This is a genomic window from Nocardia sp. NPDC041819, from assembly GCF_055590505.1.
Map to the genome: position 1 here is coordinate 466414 of NZ_JBVJAP010000004.1, position 16068 is coordinate 482481.

General features: G+C 69.0%; 15 protein-coding genes and 1 pseudogene. 6 read left to right on the top strand and 10 right to left on the bottom strand.

Annotated features, from left to right (window positions below):
• Nucleotides 1-20: 20 nt before the first annotated feature.
• From ACZ6DL_RS16745 to ACZ6DL_RS16760, 4 genes are all read right to left on the bottom strand, one after another.
• The gene (locus ACZ6DL_RS16745) at nucleotides 21-776 is read right to left on the bottom strand and encodes an adenosylcobinamide-GDP ribazoletransferase (protein WP_466051935.1); all 756 of its coding nucleotides are present in this window, start codon (nucleotides 774-776) and stop codon (nucleotides 21-23) included.
• 46 nt (nucleotides 777-822) lie between these two features.
• Entirely contained in the window at nucleotides 823-1902 is a 1080-nt protein-coding gene (cobT, locus tag ACZ6DL_RS16750; RefSeq protein WP_466051938.1) for a nicotinate-nucleotide--dimethylbenzimidazole phosphoribosyltransferase, read from the bottom strand.
• 375 nt (nucleotides 1903-2277) lie between these two features.
• On the bottom strand, nucleotides 2278-2835 hold the full coding sequence (gene cobU, locus ACZ6DL_RS16755; protein ID WP_393239393.1) for a bifunctional adenosylcobinamide kinase/adenosylcobinamide-phosphate guanylyltransferase: 558 nt from the start codon (nucleotides 2833-2835) through the stop codon (nucleotides 2278-2280).
• Nucleotides 2836-3052: 217 nt separating this feature from the next.
• Nucleotides 3053-4021, bottom strand: a complete 969-nt coding sequence (locus ACZ6DL_RS16760; protein WP_396985594.1) for a helix-turn-helix domain-containing protein — start codon at nucleotides 4019-4021, stop codon at nucleotides 3053-3055.
• An 85-nt stretch (nucleotides 4022-4106) separates the two neighbouring features.
• Between ACZ6DL_RS16760 and ACZ6DL_RS16765 the strand changes: the two genes are divergently transcribed.
• Nucleotides 4107-4268 (top strand): hypothetical protein, encoded by a 162-nt coding sequence (locus ACZ6DL_RS16765; RefSeq protein ID WP_466051941.1) that lies wholly within the window; start codon nucleotides 4107-4109, stop codon nucleotides 4266-4268.
• Between the two features lie 408 nt (nucleotides 4269-4676).
• On the opposite strand, the gene ACZ6DL_RS16770 is transcribed toward ACZ6DL_RS16765, so the two are convergent.
• A complete protein-coding gene (locus ACZ6DL_RS16770) occupies nucleotides 4677-5348 on the bottom strand; it encodes a DUF3043 domain-containing protein (RefSeq protein WP_396985597.1) in 672 nt (223 codons plus the stop codon).
• A gap of 196 nt (nucleotides 5349-5544) precedes the next feature.
• Here ACZ6DL_RS16770 and ACZ6DL_RS16775 point away from each other — a divergent pair, with 196 nt between their 5' ends.
• Together ACZ6DL_RS16775 and ACZ6DL_RS16780 are read left to right on the top strand one after the other, a co-directional pair.
• Nucleotides 5545-5895, top strand: a complete 351-nt coding sequence (locus ACZ6DL_RS16775) for a HesB/IscA family protein (RefSeq protein ID WP_040865873.1) — start codon at nucleotides 5545-5547, stop codon at nucleotides 5893-5895.
• Nucleotides 5896-6087: 192 nt separating this feature from the next.
• Nucleotides 6088-7056 carry a carbohydrate kinase family protein gene (locus ACZ6DL_RS16780; protein ID WP_391469795.1) on the top strand — a complete coding sequence of 323 codons (969 nt, stop codon included), beginning with the start codon at nucleotides 6088-6090 and terminating at the stop codon, nucleotides 7054-7056.
• A 57-nt stretch (nucleotides 7057-7113) separates the two neighbouring features.
• On the opposite strand, the gene asnB is transcribed toward ACZ6DL_RS16780, so the two are convergent.
• Entirely contained in the window at nucleotides 7114-9057 is a 1944-nt protein-coding gene (asnB, locus tag ACZ6DL_RS16785) for an asparagine synthase (glutamine-hydrolyzing) (RefSeq protein WP_396985601.1), read from the bottom strand.
• 364 nt (nucleotides 9058-9421) lie between these two features.
• On the opposite strand from asnB, the gene ctaC reads away from it, so the two are divergent.
• The 3 genes from ctaC (at nucleotide 9422) to ACZ6DL_RS16800 (ending at nucleotide 11724) form a co-directional block, all read left to right on the top strand.
• The gene (ctaC, locus tag ACZ6DL_RS16790) at nucleotides 9422-10513 is read left to right on the top strand and encodes an aa3-type cytochrome oxidase subunit II (protein ID WP_357038051.1); all 1092 of its coding nucleotides are present in this window, start codon (nucleotides 9422-9424) and stop codon (nucleotides 10511-10513) included.
• A gap of 14 nt (nucleotides 10514-10527) precedes the next feature.
• A complete protein-coding gene (locus ACZ6DL_RS16795) occupies nucleotides 10528-10944 on the top strand; it encodes a cytochrome c oxidase subunit 4 (RefSeq protein ID WP_040865876.1) in 417 nt (138 codons plus the stop codon).
• 108 nt (nucleotides 10945-11052) lie between these two features.
• Nucleotides 11053-11724: a TetR/AcrR family transcriptional regulator gene (locus ACZ6DL_RS16800; RefSeq protein ID WP_357038054.1), complete on the top strand. Its 672-nt coding sequence runs from the start codon at nucleotides 11053-11055 to the stop codon at nucleotides 11722-11724.
• Here ACZ6DL_RS16800 and ACZ6DL_RS16805 read toward each other — a convergent pair.
• From ACZ6DL_RS16805 to ACZ6DL_RS16820, 4 genes and pseudogenes are all read right to left on the bottom strand, one after another.
• Entirely contained in the window at nucleotides 11721-12533 is an 813-nt protein-coding gene (locus tag ACZ6DL_RS16805; protein WP_466052016.1) for a hypothetical protein, read from the bottom strand. The genes ACZ6DL_RS16800 and ACZ6DL_RS16805 overlap by 4 nt on opposite strands.
• 84 nt (nucleotides 12534-12617) lie before the next feature.
• A pseudogene (locus ACZ6DL_RS16810) lies at nucleotides 12618-12974 on the bottom strand (hypothetical protein); the annotation flags it as partial.
• A gap of 170 nt (nucleotides 12975-13144) precedes the next feature.
• Nucleotides 13145-14422: an FAD-binding protein gene (locus ACZ6DL_RS16815; RefSeq protein ID WP_466051945.1), complete on the bottom strand. Its 1278-nt coding sequence runs from the start codon at nucleotides 14420-14422 to the stop codon at nucleotides 13145-13147.
• Nucleotides 14423-14474: 52 nt separating this feature from the next.
• Entirely contained in the window at nucleotides 14475-16040 is a 1566-nt protein-coding gene (locus tag ACZ6DL_RS16820) for an alkaline phosphatase D family protein (protein WP_466051947.1), read from the bottom strand.
• Nucleotides 16041-16068 lie beyond the last annotated feature (28 nt).

Consider the following 16068-nt stretch of genomic DNA (forward strand, 5'->3'; position numbering starts at 1 on the left):
CGGGCCTGCCGCCGGGTGGGTCAGCCGGTGTGGACGGCGAGCGACAGCACGGCCGCCGTGAGCGCGACGGTGGTCTCGACCGCGGCGCCGAGGATGTCACCGGAGAGTCCGCCGAAGCGACGGGCGCAGTGCCGGACCAGAATCGCCGAGGCGGCCAGACCGAGCACCACCGCGAGGGGGCCGAGCCACGCACAGCCCGGGACGGCGAGTGCAGCGAGGCCGATCGCGATCGCGGACCAGGCGGCCCCGGCGAGGGCCGACTGCGTGTCGGCCACCAGAATGCCGAAACCGGTGCCGGGCGCGGCCGGGATACCTCGGCAGGCGTGGATTACCGCGATACGGCCGGTCGCCACGGCGAGGGCGACCGCGAGCCATCTGCCCGAATCGGCGAGGGCCGCGAACGAAAACGCTTGGACCCCGATGGTGAAGACGATTCCCGCCACACCGAACGGGCCGGCCCCGCCGCTCTTCATGATCTCCCTGGCCCGCTCCGGCGACCCGTAGCTGCCGAGCCCGTCCAAGGTGTCGGCCAGGCCGTCGAGGTGCATGCCCCTGGTGATCAACGCCAGCGCGCCCACCACCAGTAGCCCGGCAAGCACGGTGCTTGCTCCGGCCCGGGACAGTGCCCCGAGCAGGGCCGCCGCCCCGGCGCCGAGCAGGGCTCCGACCAGTGGCGCCAACAAGATCGCGCGCCCCGCCGCCGGTCGATCCACGGCATCCGGCCCGCGGACCGGCAGCACGGTGAGCCAGGAAATCGCCAACCGGACACCGTTCATGCCGGACCTCGGGCGATCCGCCGTCGGCCTGTCGTGCGGGACGGCGTCACTTGCGCAGGTTCGGTGCGGGGCTCGCCGGTTCCGGGTCGGCGGTGCTGACGCCCGCTTCGCCGAAGGTGGACATCTCCGCGAGAGTGGCCACCGCCGCGCGGAGGATGGGGAGGGCGGTCAGGGCTCCTGAGCCTTCGCCGAGGCGCATGGTCAGATCGATCAGAGGGTCCAGGCGCAGGTGACGCAGCGCGAGATCGTGGGCCGGTTCGGTGGAGCGGTGACCGGCCAGCCACCAGGCGCTCGCGCCCGCGGCGAGATCCTCGGCGACCATCGCCGCCGCCGTGACGACGACGCCGTCGAGGATGACGGGCGTGCGCCGGGTGGCGGCTTGGGCGAGGAAAGCGGCCATCGCGGCGAAGTCGGCGCCCCCCGCGACACGAAGGAGTTCGACCGGATCCTTCACCACCGGGCGGGCGCGGCGCATCGCGTCCCGGATCGCGGCGACCTTACGGATCCATCCGGCGTCGTCCACACCGGTGCCGCGGCCGACGGCGGCGACCGGTTCGGTGTTGGTGAGGCTCGCGACGAGCACAGTGGCCGGGGTGGTATTGCCGATGCCCATGTCGCCCGCGATCAGCAGATCGGCGCCCGCATCGATCTCCTCGTCGGCGATGGCGCGGCCCGCCTCGAGCGCCGCGCGGACCTCTTCCGCGGTGAGTGCGTCCTCGCGATCGATCGCCCCGCTGGAACGACGCACCTTGTGCTTGGACACCTGCGGGTCGGTGTCGGCGTCCACGGAGATGTCCGCGACCCGGACCGTCGCGCCCGCGACGGCCGCGAGCGCGTTGACCGCGGCGCCGCCACCGAGGAAGTTCGCCACCATCTGCGCGGTGACCTCGCTCGGGTACGCCGATACCCCGTGCCGTGCGATGCCGTGATCCCCGGCGAAGACCACGACCCTGGCGCGCTCGAACTGCTTCGGCGGGCACGTGCCCTGGCAAGCCGCCACCCAGTTGCCGAGTTCCTCCAACCGGCCCAGCGCCCCGGCGGGTTTGGTCAGCTGCGCCTGCCGCTGCTCGGCGGCCGCACGAAACTGTGTGTCCGGAGGCGCTACCGGTCCGAATCCGTGCGTCACTATCGAGCCTTTCGGTCATGGCGGTTAAGCCGACTACGCCGCCCAATCTTGCCATTGCCCCCTTCGCGCCGTCCGCCCGTGACCTGTCTCGCGGCAGTGGGCCCGCCCGCGCTCGCCTGCTCGTTGCGCCTGCGAGCGCATCCCCGGTTCACGGCATATACCGTCCTCCGGACGAGCGGCCGGGTACGCGCCGCCTGCGAGCAACCTCTCAGCTGCGCCACTCCTCGCGCAGGCGGCAGTAGGGGTCTGCAACCCACCTGTACGGCGGGTCGCATTTCGTCGAGCGGGCCTCGCGCACCCGCGCGGTGGCGGCAGTGCACGCCCGTCGTCCTCGACGGCGTCGTCGTCACGGCGGCGGCAGCGCAGCGTGCGGCGCTATTTGAGGCGCAGCGGGAGCCCCGCGACGACGAGGAAGGCTTCGTCGCAGACCTGGGCGAGGCGCTGGTTGAGGATGCCGATCTCGTCGCGGAAGAGGCGGCCGGAGCGCGTGGCGGGGATGACGCCCATGCCGACCTCCGGGCTGACGATCACCAGATCGCCGGTGTAGGCGGCGACGGCTGCCACCAGTGCGTCGGTGTCGGGGCAGACCGTGCCGCGCGGGGCGTCCCACGCGTCGCGTGCGTCGATGCGGGCGGTCAGCCAGGTGCCGATGTCGTCGATCAGGGTGAGGGCGGGCGGCGGCGCGGGTTCGGCGAGAATTGTCGCCGGATCGGCGCTTTCGACGGTCGACCAGCCTGCCGGGCGTCGGCCGCGGTGCGTGGCGATGCGTTCGGCGAAGTCGTGGTCGGCGGGGTCGGGCACCGCGGTGGCGAGATAACGTACCGGACCGCCCGCCCGGACCGCGATGTCCTCGGCGAACGCCGACTTCCCCGAGCGCGCGCCACCGAGCACAAGGGTGCTGCGTGGCGCTGCCGACGAGGAAGTTTGTGACACCGGTGCACGGTATCAATCGAAGAGCACACCGCCACGCGTGTCTGCGGATCCGCGCTCAGGGGCCGCCGAGGCAGACGTGTCCCGCGCCGATCTGCGACGCGCCGACCGGGAGACCTCTGAGCGGCTGCGGTAAGCCGGTCGGCATCCTATGCGGGTTCGCCGACAGGCGTCGGGGTGGCCGTGAGCGAGGGCGGTGACAGCTGTCTCGTTTCCGCGTTCACAGCGAGGCTTCCGGGCTGCGGCCGAAGCGGCGACGGTATTCGGTGGGGGCGATGCCGACCAGGCGCTGGAAGTGGTGGCGCAGGAGAGCGCCCGAGCCGAAGCCGGAGCGGGCGGCGATGTGCTCCAGCCCGAGGTCGGTGTCCTCGAGCAAATGCTTGGCCAGTAGCACGCGCTGGTTGGTGAGCCATTTCACGGGCGTGGTTCCGGTCTCGGCGACGAATCGGCGCGCGAAGGTGCGGGTGGACATGTTGGCGCGCGTGGCGAGGTCTTCCACCGTGTGCGGCAGGTCGAGGTGCTCGTTCATCCACTCCAGAGTGGGGATGAGGCTGTCGGAGGTGCAGGCGGCGACGGGGCGTTCGATGAACTGCCGCTGCCCCCCGTCGCGCTGGGGCGGGACCACCATGCGCCGCGCGATCGCGTTGGCCACGCCGCTGCCGAGTTCACGCCGCACCAGGTGCAGGCAGGCGTCGATGCCCGCGGCGGTGCCCGCGCTGGTGATCAGATCGCCTTCGTCGACGAACAGCACGTCCGGATCGACGGTCGCCGCGGGGTACGCGGCGGCGAGTTGCTCCACATGACGCCAGTGCGTGGTGCACTTGCGGCCGTCGAGCAGCCCGGCCGCCCCGGCCAGGAAGGCGCCGGAGCACACGGTGAGCACGGTCGCCCCGGCTGCGGCTGCCTCGCGGACGGCCGTCACGACCCGTGGATCGAATCCCTGGTCGGCCGCGGCGGCGGGGATGGCCACCAGATCGGCCGCCGCAAGCTCCGCGAGCCCGTACTCCGGTGTGACCGTGATCCCGGGGCTGGTCGAGTGCAGCGGGACGCCCGGCTCGGCCCCGCACACCCGGAAATCGAAGCCCGGCAGCCCGTCGGCCGTGCGGTCCAGGCCGAAAACCTCGCAGATGACCCCGAATTCGAACATGGCCATGCGTTCGGACAGCACCACGGCGACCTTCGACAGCATGCCGTCAGTCTAGTGGCCGTATTTTTACGAACAATGTCAGCACCGCCACTTTCGGCCGTAAATAACTGAACGCAAAATTACTGCCATGGTTACTTTTCTCGTCTCCCTGGCAGTCATCGTGGCTTTCGCCACAGTCGTCGCCCGCGGAACGGCTCGCGCGGGTTCCTCGAACGTGGTCGACCGCGACGCGCAGCGCCTGCACTCCGAGCTGACGGCGATGCTCGGCCGTAACACCCATCACCGCTGACGCGACGTCGCGCTTCCCTCCGGCATCGCGCAGCGGCCCAGGCAAGTCGGGCGAAGGGCGACTGTGACCGCCCGGGCTCAACTGCAGCTGTTCGGGCGAAGCAAGATCGAGCATGGCCCGGCGCGCGTCGGAGCGGCTGCCGCGCAGGTGACAGGGACGCAAGCGGCTGTCAGCTCGAGTCGGCAGCCGCGTCTATCGACCGTATGACGCGAGAGTGAGCTTTGACACCTACGCGCCCGGCGCACCTCGACTCCCGGTTTCGAGCGAAGCGAGACCGAGCATCCGCCGTTCGCGGCCCGGCTCGCGTCCGAGTGGCCGCCGCGTACGCGACGAAGGAGCAAGCGGCGGTCACTCGGACGCGAGCCACAAGGGGGCCGCGAACACCCAGCGCCGCAGGCGCTGGAAAAACTACACAGCGTCGCCGGGGCTGACGCGCGGCTTGGGGGCGCGCATCTTGCGGATCTGTGAGGCGCGGACGAATGCGTACCAGCCCAGCCGGTACCCGCCGTCGGTGGTCTCCGGGAAACGCTCCCTGACCCGGTTGTTCACCACCCGCCCGAGCAGCACGCCCTCGACGCCCATGAACAGCATCATCACCAGCATGGCCAGGGTGACGATGGTCTGTAGCGCGGGCGCGACGAACATCGACAGGATCAGCACCAGTGCCATCGGCATGAACAGGCCGACCAGGTTGCGCCGGGCATCGACGATGTCGCGCGCGAACGCCCGGACCGGGCCCTGGTCGCGGGGCGGCAGGTATTTGTCCTCGCCCGCGAGCATGCGTTCCCGTCGATCCGCGGCGGCCTCGCGCCGTCTGGCGGACGCGGCCTTGCGTTCCGCCCTGGTGCCCCGCGCGGCCTTGCGGCGGGCGCGGGCCTCCTTCGCGGTGAGCGGAGCGGGCGCTATCGGGCCACGGCGCTTGCCTTGTGCGTCACGGCGTTTCGGGGTGGGGCGGCCCTTGCCCGCGGTGGCCGTGGCCGCCGCGCGGGTGGTGCCCGCGGCCGAGCCACCGTCCGTGACCACCGTCGATTCGGCGGTCGCGTCGGTGCTGCTGGACTCGCCGCGACGGAACAACTTCACACAGACCAGGCTATTCGATGGGTAGCGCGCCGAGAAATGCGGTCCGATTCGCCCGGAGTGTGCGGTGTCACGCAGGTTGCGTGTCACCGCGGATCGGGTGGTGGCAAGATGGAGGAATAGCAGCCGGCCGAGTGGTGTTGACCGACACGACCCCGTGCGCTGTTCGGGTAGACCACAGGTTCCTCGAGGAGAGTTCATGACTGTGCAGAACGAGACCGCCACCCACGGTGTGAGTCTGACCGACGCCGCCGCCGCGAAGGCGAAGGCACTGCTGGACCAGGAGGGACGCGACGACCTGGCGCTGCGGATCGCGGTGCAGCCGGGTGGTTGTGCCGGCCTGCGCTACCAGCTGTTCTTCGACGACCGCTCGCTCGACGGCGACCTCACCGTCGACTTCGCGGGCGTCACGCTGGCCGTCGACCGGATGAGCGCGCCGTACGTGCAGGGCGCCTCGATCGACTTCGTCGACACCATCGAGAAGCAGGGCTTCACCATCGACAACCCGAACGCCACCGGCTCCTGCGCCTGCGGCGACTCTTTCAACTGAGGCCGGCCGCCGCTCCGGGCCTTCGGGCCGTACGAGTCGGGTGACGTGGGCTCGCGAAATCGGTTGTCCCGTCCGGACATGTAGGTGCGCGGCTGCGCCCGGATCGGTGCGGCGGATCCGCTACGGTGAGACCGGGACCTTTGTCGTCCCGGTCTTGACCGCCTGCCGCCTACAGTTGAAGGGCCCAGCCACGTGTCCATAGCCGTTTCCGCGTCCATTGCGACCGACCACCTCATGCGCTTCCCCGGACGGTTCGCCGACGTACTGCTGGCCGATCAGCTCGACCACGTGTCGCTGAGCTTCCTCGTCGATGATCTGCAGATCCGTCGCGGTGGCGTCGGTGGCAACATCGCCTACGCCATGGGCCTGCTCAATCGCACCCCCTTGCTGGTCGGCGCCGTCGGCGCCGACTTCGGCGAGTATCGCGCCTGGCTGGAGAAGCACGGCGTCGACTGCTCCACCGTCCTGGTGTCCGAGCGCGCCCACACCGCGCGTTTCGTCTGCACCACCGACGACGACATGGCCCAGATCGCGTCGTTCTACCCCGGGGCGATGAGCGAGGCCCGCGACATCTCCATCGCCGAACTCGCCGAGACCAGGGACCTGGATCTCGTCCTGGTCGGCGCCAACGACCCCGAGGCGATGCTGCGGCACACCGCGGAGTGCCGTGAACTCGGCATCCCGTTCGCCGCCGATCCCTCCCAGCAGCTGGCCAGGCTGGACGGCGACCAGTCCGTGCAGCTCATCGATGGCGCCGCGTACCTCTTCACGAACAAGTACGAGTGGGCGCTGCTGCTGCAGAAGACCGGTCTGAGCGAGGAAGAGGTCGCCCAGAAGGTCGGCGTCCGCGTCACCACCCTGGGTGCGGAAGGCGTGCGGATCGTCGACCGCGACGGCACCGAGGTGACCGTCGGCGTCGTGCCCGAGGTCGAGAAGGTCGAGCCGACCGGTGTCGGCGATGCCTTCCGCGCCGGCTTCCTCACCGCGCACACCGCAGGGCTGAGCCTGGAGCGTTCCGCGCAGCTCGGCTCGCTGATCGCCGTGCTCGTCCTGGAGACCATGGGCACCCAGGAGTGGACGCTGAGCAAGGAGTCCGCGCTGGAGCGCCTCACGCAGGCCTACGGCCCGGAGTCCGCCGCGGACATCAAGACCCTGCTCTGATCGTCACGACGAAAGGCGCGCACCCGGCCGGGTGCGCGCCTTTCGCATGTTCGCGCGCTACAGCGAAACGGGGTACGCGGGTTCCTGGATCTCCGGCTTGATCCGGTCCTCGACGAAGATGCCGTGCCACACCATGAACACCAGCAAGGTCCACAGCCTGCGGCTGTGATCGGCGGTTCCGGCCCGGTGCGCGACCAGCATCTCGCTGATCGCGGGCTTGTTCAGCAGGTGGCCGGTCTGCGACTCGGCGATCTGCTGCTGTGCCCAGTCGTAGAGCTCGGTGCCGCGCAGCCAGTGCCGCAGCGGGACCGGGAAGCCGAGCTTGGCGCGATGCAGCACGTGCGGGGGCACGATGCCCTCCAGCGCCTGGCGCAGCGCGTACTTCGTGGTCTCCTTGGTGATCTTCTGATCGAACGGCAGCCCCTCGGCCGCCTTCAGCACCTCGGTGTCCAGGAACGGCACGCGCAATTCCAGCGAGTTCGCCATGGTCATCTTGTCGGCCTTGACCAGGATGTCGCCGCGCAGCCAGGTGAACAGGTCGAGGTGCTGCATCCGGGCCACCGGGTCCCAGCCGCGCGACTGGGCGTACAGCGGCGCGGTGACGTCCTGATGGGTCCACTCCGGCCGGAACTCGCGCAGCACGGCGCGCAGCTGGGCATCGCTGAAGCTGCGCGCGTTGCCGTAGTAGCGCTCCTCCAGGGTGAGCGAGCCGCGGTGTAGCAGGCTCTTGCCCCTGGTGCCTTCCGGGATCCGCTCCGACAGCTTGCCCGCCAGCCTGCGCAGGCCGCGGGGCAGCTTCTCGAAAGGCCGCAACGACAGCGGCTCGCGGTAGATGGTGTATCCGCCGAACAGCTCGTCGGCGCCCTCACCGGAGAGCACCACCTTGACGTGCTTGCGCGCCTCCTTGGCGACGAAATACAGCGGGACCAGCGCCGGATCGGCCACCGGGTCGTCGAGGTACCAGACGATCTCGGGGATCGCCTGGGCGAACTCGGCCGGGGAGACCACCTTCACCACGTGGCGCGCGCCGATCGCCTCGGCGCTCTCGGCGGCGACGTCCACCTCCGAGTAGCCCTCCCGCTCGAATCCGGTGGTGAACGTGATCAGCTTCGGGTTGTGCCGCATGGCCAGCGCGGCGACCGCGGTGGAGTCGATGCCGCCGGACAGGAACGAGCCGACCGTCACGTCGGCGCGCATGTGCTTGGCGACGGAGTCCTCGAGCGCCGCGGCGATCTCCCGGTAGCGCGCCGTCGCCGAACCGGGGGTGAACGGGCGCACCGGGAACTTCGGGGTGAAATACCGGGTGACGACCGGAGCCGCACCGGGCCGGACGGTGGCGTAGCTGCCGGATTCCAGCCTGCGCACGTCCTTGTGCAGCGTCTCCGGTTCCGGTACGTACTGGAGCACGGTGTAGTGCTCCAGCGCCCGCGGGTCCAGCGCGTCGCTCAGCTCCAGCGCGGGCAGCAGCTCCAGCAGGCTCTTCTTCTCGCTCCCGAACGCGGTGCCGCCCGGCCCGGTGGCCAGGAACAGCGGCTTGATGCCGAACGGGTCGCGCGCGAGGAACAGGTCCTTGGTCTCGGTGTCCCAGATCGCGAAGGCGAACATGCCGCGCAGCCGCCGCACCGCCTCGGGGCCCCAGTAGTGGAACGCCGCGACGATGGCCTCGCTGTCGCCTTCCGTGTGGAACATCTTCCCGTCCGGGAACTCGGCGGCGTGCGCCTCGGCGAGTTCGGCGCGCAGCTCCAGGTAGTTGTAGATCTCGCCGTTGAAGGTGAGCGCGTAGCGGTCGGGCTGCTCGGGCGGGCCCCAGCGCAGCGGCTGGTGCGAGTGCTCGATGTCGATGATCGACAGGCGGTTGAAGCCGAAGATCACCTGGTCGTCGTGCCAAGTGCCGCGCTCGTCCGGGCCGCGGTGACGTACACAGTGCAAGGCTTCGTAGACCTGCTCCACCGTGCCAGGTGCCGCCTCGTCAGATGCCAGGAATCCGAGCAGTCCACACACGGCGTCGGCAACCTCATTTCTCACAGTCGGGATACGCGCGCACCGGATGGGGCGCAAAGGGGCGAAATCTAGTGTCCGAGTATGCCGCACCCACGGGATCCGCGCGTCGTGCGCACCACGTCCGGGACGGAATCGCTGGTGACGGTGATCGGTGCGCGCTCGGTGAGGTGCCGAAGCCGACCCGACGACGAACCGGGGGTGCGTTTGGTCTACGCTGCGTAGTACTCAGGTCTCTCTCAGGCGACCCGCGCGCAACGCGCTGGCCCGGAGGGCGTCCTGAACGAGCTTAGGACGTATCGTCGGGGCCTATCGCAGCCCCGAACGATGCACTGTCGGAATGTGTGGCGACCAGGAAGGCGTGAGCGTGGCGCACAAGGCGAGCGAAGAGATCGGGGCACGACCCGCCCGGGGTCGGCAGGGCCGCATCCTTCGGCGGGCCGGGCTGGCGGTGTCCTTGGGGATCACCGCGCTGCTCGTCTCGGGCTGCTCGATCGACAATGTTTGGCTGCGGTTCGGTTGGCCGTCGGGTATCACGCCGCAGGCCACCCGGATGCGGGAACTGTGGACCTGGTCGGTCATCGCCGCGCTGGCGATGGGCGTGCTGGTCTGGGGCCTGACCTTCTGGACCGTCGCGTTCCACCGCAAGAAGGCGGACTCCCCGGAGTTCCCGCGCCAGACCGGCTACAACGTGCCGCTGGAGCTGACCTACACGGCGATCCCGTTCGTCATCATCGCCGTGCTGTTCTACTTCACCGTGGTCGTGCAGAACTACGTGCACGAGAAGGTGGCCGACCCCGATGTCACGGTCGACGTGACGGCCTTCCAGTGGAACTGGAAGTTCGGTTATCGCGAAGTCGACTTCAAGGACGGCTACAAGTTCGACGGCATCGACACCGCGCGTGAGACGGTGAACCAGGAGCAGCTCGAGCAGTACGAGGAGCGGACCAAGGACGGCCACCCGCAGCCGGGCCCGGTGCACGGCAAGCCGGAGAACGACATCCTGTCCTACCTGCACTACGACAAGGTCGAGACGATCGGCTCGAGCAACGAGATCCCGGTGCTGGTGCTGCCGACCGGCAAGGTCATCGAGTTCCAGCTCGCCGCCGCCGACGTGATCCACGCCTTCTGGGTGCCGGAGTTCCTGTTCAAGCGCGACGTGATGCCCAACCCGAAGGAAAACAACTCCGACAACGTCTTCCAGATCACCAAGATCGAGAAGGAGGGCGCGTTCGTCGGCCGCTGCGCCGAGATGTGCGGCACCTTCCACTCGATGATGAACTTCGAGGTCCGCGCGGTCACGCCGGAGAAGTTCACCAAGTACCTGGACGCGCGCCAGGCGGGCAAGACCAACGCCGAGGCGCTGGAGGCCATCGGTGAGTCCCCCGTCGCCACGTCCACCACGCCGTTCAACACCAGGCGCGACACCAAGAGCGCGGCCTCGGCCGAGAGCAAGTGAGGATTTGATCTGACATGAAGATCGAAGCGCGGATTTTCGAACTGCTCACGGTGTTCTTCATCATCGTGGCGGTGGTCTACGGCTTCTTCACCGGCCAGTCGCGCACCGGCGTCGAGTGGGCGGGTACCACGGCCACCGTGCTGACCGCGGGCCTGTCGCTGATCATCGGCACCTACTTCCGGTTCGTCGCCCGTCGTCTCGACCTGCGCCCCGAGGACTACGAGGACGCCGAGATCGTGGATGGTGCCGGCGACCTGGGCTTCTTCTCCCCCGGCAGCTTCTGGCCGATCACCCTGGCCGCCGCCGGTTCCGTGACCGCCCTCGGCCTGGCGTTCTTCCAGTTCTGGCTGATCGGCATCGGCGTCGTCTGCGTGCTCGCGGCCGCCGCCGGTCTGGTGTTCGAGTACTACCTCGGGCCGGAAAAGCACTGACCTGAGAACCCGCCGAAGCGGCCCCATCGGAAAACCGGTGGGGCCGCTTCGCGTCTGCCTGTGCCTGTTCGGTCGAACCGGCTCATCCCCGACGAGACCGTGCCTGATATGAAAGTCCGGGTGGGACGTAAGAAGTTGCTGGAGCCGACCCTGACGGAGTTGCCGCACGGGCCGCACGGTCTGGCTCGTGATCTGGTGACCGGGTCCCAGCGGCAGCGGCTTTTGTACGGGGTGACGGTTGTCGTCGCGGATCGTGGCTATCCCACCGCGACAATCGCGGATATCGCCGCAGCGGCGAAGGTTTCGCGCCGCACGTTTTACCAGCACTTCTCGGACAAGGAAGCGTGTTTCCTCGCCGCGGCCGAGACCGGCCGGGATCTGATGATCGAGCACCTCGAGCGCGTGATGAGGCAGGTGTTCGCGGGACCGGTCGAGCCCCTCGAGGCTTTACGGCTCGGAATCCGCGAGTATCTCACTCTCTTGCGTGACGAACCGTCGTTCGCCCGCGCGTTCTATCTGGAAACCGCCGTGGCCGGGTCGCGCGCGATCGAGTCGTTCGAACGATGTCAACGCTGGTTCGCCGGATTCATCCGATCATGGCGTGAGGCGGCGGGCCCCGTCGATCCACCGGTGCCGGATGACGCGTATCTGGCGGTGACCGACGCGGTCAACGAGGCCGTCCGCCGAACCCTGCGGGCGGGAGGTGACTTGCTCGCACTCGAGGACACCGTGCTGTACATCCACCGTGCGCTGCTCGGTCTCGCAACGTCGGCCGACTAGGGCACGACTGTGTCGCCAGGACCGGTGAGGTCGCAGGAAGCGTCGTCGCTGGTGTTGCCGCCTTCGGAGACAATCCTCGCGAACGCCTTCGCGCAGTTGGACGAAGCGATGCCGGAGGTATTTCCCGTGATGATGGAATTCCGCACTTCCACGATGCCCACCGGAACATCGAGCGCATCCGTCACCTGGCGTGGGAGGGTATCGAGATAGGCGGGCGCCACGTTGATGCCGCCACCGGCGTCCGAGGCACTGTTTCCGGTGACCGTCGTCCGATCGAAGGTCACCACCCCTCGGCCTCGGACATCTACACCGCCGCCGCGTCCGGCGAAGCCACCCGGGCGGTACCACACTCCGGGATCGACCACGCGGTTGTCGGAGATCCTGGAGTCGGTGAAGGTGCAGGTGTTATCGCATCGCACGCCGCCCGCCTCGCCGGACACGTTGCCGGTGATGATCGTATTTCTCGTTTGCAGATCCGAGCCCGGCACATTGAAGATCCCGCCGCCGTACCCGGCGCTGTTACCCCGGACCACAACATCCTCGAGTACGAGGTTCGAGGAATTGGAGATTCCGCCGCCGCCGGTGTCGTAGTACGGGATCTCGTGTTGAGCGGTGACTCCGCCGGTCACGGTCAATCCCGTCATCGTCACCGGCGCGGAGACACTGAGGACCCGGTCGATCCCCGCGGCATCCAGCACCGTCTGATCGCGGCCCGCGCCACGCAGGGTCGTCGCCGCGGTGAGGTTCAGGTCTCCGGTGGTCGCATCCGGGTTGCGGCCTTGCACCTTCTGTGGATCGGGACGGATCATCAAGATGTACCGTCCTTCGGGCACCACGATTGTGCTCCCGGGCCGGGCGTTAGCGGTCTGCACTGCCGCGCGCAGTGTGCAGGCGCCGGCGACGGCACGGCAAAGCCCGCTGTACGGATCGGCCGCGACGCCGTCGGCTGTGGTGTTCACGGTGATCACCGCTGGAGAATTCGCATCGGGCACGGTGTCGGCGGAGGCCGCGCCAGGGAATCCGCCTGCAGTTGCCGCGATCAGGGATGCGATGGCGACGCTGCGGGCCGTCGCGGGAAATGCGCTCGTCCTCATGAAGTTTCGAATCCAATTCAGCAACACGAAATAAGGTACGCCGCGTATGAGTGGGGTACGCAAGCGTCTACAACTATGTCGCAGAGTGGCGCTCTTCGGGGGTGTTTCCGGGAATCCGCTCGCCGGACGCCGATCCGCCTCCGCACGCCGGGTCATGCCGGGCGCCGTGGGAGGCGCCCTCGAGCCGCTTCGAGAGCGTCGATGCGCTTCACTGCTCTTCCAGGCTTTTCAGCCGTTCAGCAGTGTCTTCGCCCCGGGTGCGGTCAGCAGCGACGTGATTGCACAAGCTCGCGTGCCGCGGGCGCTGTGGCCGGGCGCACGCGAATCTACTCCGCTTCGTACCGCAGCGCGTTCTCCGAGCGGCAGATCTCCTCGATGCCGGAGACGATGTCGCGCAGCAGTTCCGAGGGCAGGGCGGCGGGACGCAGGCGGCAGGTGAAGGTGATCAGGCCGTGGTCTTCGGGGGGCAGGCCGCGGGCGGCGGATTCCGCGCGCAGGTAGCGTGAGCGCACGCCGTAGGTCATCGCCGAGATGACGGTGAAGCAGCCGGTGCGTTCCCGATGGCCCGAGAACAGGTCGTGCAGGCGGTAGAACACCGACGCATAGCTCGACAGGGGCGCGAAAACGCCCACCCGGTAGGCGGGACCACGCTCGGACGAACTGAGCGCTGTATCGGCCAGATACTCGGCATCGCGCAGGGTCTGTACCTTCGGCGCGAACAGCACCGCGCCAGCGGCCGCGTTGCGCACCGGCATGCCCGCCTTGCCGGGCGTGGCCGAGGCGATGGCGCCCAGCGATTTCCGTGCCCGCGACCCGACCTCGCGCCGGGCACGCAGTCCCCGGGTGGGCGCGGTGGGGTACAGGCTCGACCACTGCCCGAAGCGCACGGTGCCCAGTTGCACGTGGCCGGTGCCGACCGGACGCGCCACCTTCAGCGGCGCGGTGTCGACCCAGCGGCCGACCTGCAGTTCGGCGTTGCCGGGCCGGGTGATCTCGGCGTAGGCGTGCTCGACGAAGGAATCGAAGTCGAGGAAGCGGTCGGCGTCGGTGGTCAGCCAGGTGCGCTCCTTGTCGATCTCGATGGCGTCCAGAGTGAGCGCGGTGATGATGCCCGCGCGACCGCCCGCGCCGAGGACGCGCTGGAATCGCTCGGTGTGGTGGGTGCGCCCGCAGGTGCCGATACGCCCGTCGGTGTCCACGTACTCCAGATCGACGATCTGGTCGATGAACAGGCCGTGCTTGTGCGAGGCCGCGCTGACGCCGCCGACCGAGGCGAAGCCGCCCGCCGTGATGTCGCGGTGGTCGCCGACGATCGGCAGGCCGAGGCCGTGGGCGCCGAGCCTGCGGTCGATGTCGGACAATTTGGCGCCCGCCTGCACCCGGACGGTGCGCCTGCCCAGGTTGATGTCCAGCACCTGGTTCATCCGGCGCAGCGACACCACGGTCGGCTGGGCGGGCAGCGTGAGCCCCTCGTCCAGCAGTTCGCCGCCGCGTACCATCAGCCGTTCCGTTCGCCCGCGTGAATCCCGCACCGTGCGAACGACATCGGCGGTATCGCGAGGGAGGTATTCCTCGGCGTTGGAGACAGTTTGCGGCGTGCTCATGGCCCAAAAGCTAACCACAGCGCGGCCCGCCCCGCTTCCCCGAATCCGGGAGTCACCGCGACGCGGGCGCAAGGCTCTTGCTGAACAGGACGGATCCGGCGGCATCGCACAGGTCGACGGTCAATTCCCTCGACTTTCCATCGATGCGGACCTCGCCGAAATGCTGGAAGGCGTCCAGCGGCGAGCTGTTCTGCACCGGCGGCGCGTGGACGTAGACCGCCTCGGGGCCGAACGTGCCGTCCAGCTGATTCGGGCCGAACGCGCCCGCGTTGAGCGGACCGGAGACGAACTCCCAGAACTCGTCGAAGTCGGTGAAGACCGCGCGCTCGGGGGAATAGCGGTGGGCGGCCGTGTAGTGCACGTCGGCGGTGAGCCAGACGACGTTCGCCACCTTGTTCGCCCGGATCGACGACAGCACCTGGGCGATCTCGCGTTCCCGGCCCGACGGCGCGCCGGGATCGCCGTTGGCGGGACCTTCGAAGGCGGTGGCGTTCTTCTGCTCGCCGTCCGGGACGATCACGCCGAGCGGCAGGTCGTTGGCGATGATCTTCCAGGTGGCGGTGGATTCGCGCAGACCGTCGATCAGCCATTTCGTCTGCGCCGGACCGAGGATGCGGCCGTTCGGCCCGTTGTTGACGTCGTTGGCGTCCTTGTTCGCGCGCATGTCGAGCACGAAGACGTCCAGCAGCGGACCGTGGGCGATCTTGCGATACAGGCGGCCGTCCACCGCTTCTCTCGGCTCCAGCGGCATCCACTCGTGGAAGGCCTGCCAGGAGCGCGTGGCGAGGGTGTCCATGCGGCGTTCGGTGTAGCCCTTGGACTCGGCGAGGAGTCCGCCCGGGTACCAGTTGTTCACCGTCTCGTGGTCGTCCCACTGCACCACCTGGGCGACCGAACTGTTGAACCGGCGGTAGTTCTCGTCGGTCAGGTTGTAGGCGTAGTTGCCGCGGAACTGATCCAAGGTCTGCGCGACAGCGCTTTTCGCCTCGCTCACCAGATTGCGCCAAACTCGGCCGTCGGGCAGCGTGACCGATTCCTGCAACGGTCCGTCGGCGTAGATGGAGTCGCCGGAGTGCAGGAACAGATGCGGGTCGCGGGCGGCCATCGCGGCGAAGATCCTCATACCGCCGAGTTCCGGGTTGATGCCGTAGCCCTGACCCGCGACGTCGCCGGACCATTGCAGCCGGATGTCCGCCGCGGCGGTGGGCGCGGTGCGGAAGACGCCGGTGACCGGTTCGGAGGTGGCGCCGTCCTCGCCGCGCAGCGTCACCCGGTAGTGCACCTGCTGTCCCGCGGGCAGGCCGTTGACCCGCACCCGGCCGGTACCGTCGGAATCCGGGGTGAGCAGTGGCCCGGTGAAGCGCATGGGATCGGCGAACGATTCCGTCGCGGCGGTTTCCACGAGCAACGTGGCGGGGCGATCGGCGCGGGCCCAGATCAGCGCGCCGTCGGTGCGTGGGTCACCCACGGCCACGCCGTGGGTGAGCACCGGCCGCTGCCGGACCAGCGCCGGGCCGTTGCCCGGCGAGCATGCCGCCGACGCGGGGGCCGCCACGAGTCCGAGTGCGCAGGCGCGTAAGACGGTGCGCCGGGAGGGTCCTGAGGCCGAGCCGCTCATGAGGAAACTCTGGCGCAATTACGTCAAC

Bases quoted from the DNA above. Each gene is read 5' to 3' on its own strand.
- ACZ6DL_RS16745 (WP_466051935.1), bottom strand. From the start codon at position 776: ATGAACGGTGTCCGGTTGGCGATTTCCTGGCTCACCGTGCTGCCGGTC.
- ACZ6DL_RS16760 (WP_396985594.1), bottom strand. From the start codon at position 4,021: ATGCTGTCGAAGGTCGCCGTGGTGCTGTCCGAACGCATGGCCATGTTC.
- ACZ6DL_RS16765 (WP_466051941.1), top strand. From the start codon at position 4,107: ATGGTTACTTTTCTCGTCTCCCTGGCAGTCATCGTGGCTTTCGCCACA.
- ACZ6DL_RS16775 (WP_040865873.1), top strand. From the start codon at position 5,545: ATGACTGTGCAGAACGAGACCGCCACCCACGGTGTGAGTCTGACCGAC.
- ACZ6DL_RS16795 (WP_040865876.1), top strand. From the start codon at position 10,528: ATGAAGATCGAAGCGCGGATTTTCGAACTGCTCACGGTGTTCTTCATC.
- ACZ6DL_RS16800 (WP_357038054.1), top strand. From the start codon at position 11,053: ATGAAAGTCCGGGTGGGACGTAAGAAGTTGCTGGAGCCGACCCTGACG.
- ACZ6DL_RS16805 (WP_466052016.1), bottom strand. From the start codon at position 12,533: ATGATCCGTCCCGATCCACAGAAGGTGCAAGGCCGCAACCCGGATGCG.
- ACZ6DL_RS16815 (WP_466051945.1), bottom strand. From the start codon at position 14,422: ATGAGCACGCCGCAAACTGTCTCCAACGCCGAGGAATACCTCCCTCGC.
- ACZ6DL_RS16820 (WP_466051947.1), bottom strand. From the start codon at position 16,040: ATGAGCGGCTCGGCCTCAGGACCCTCCCGGCGCACCGTCTTACGCGCC.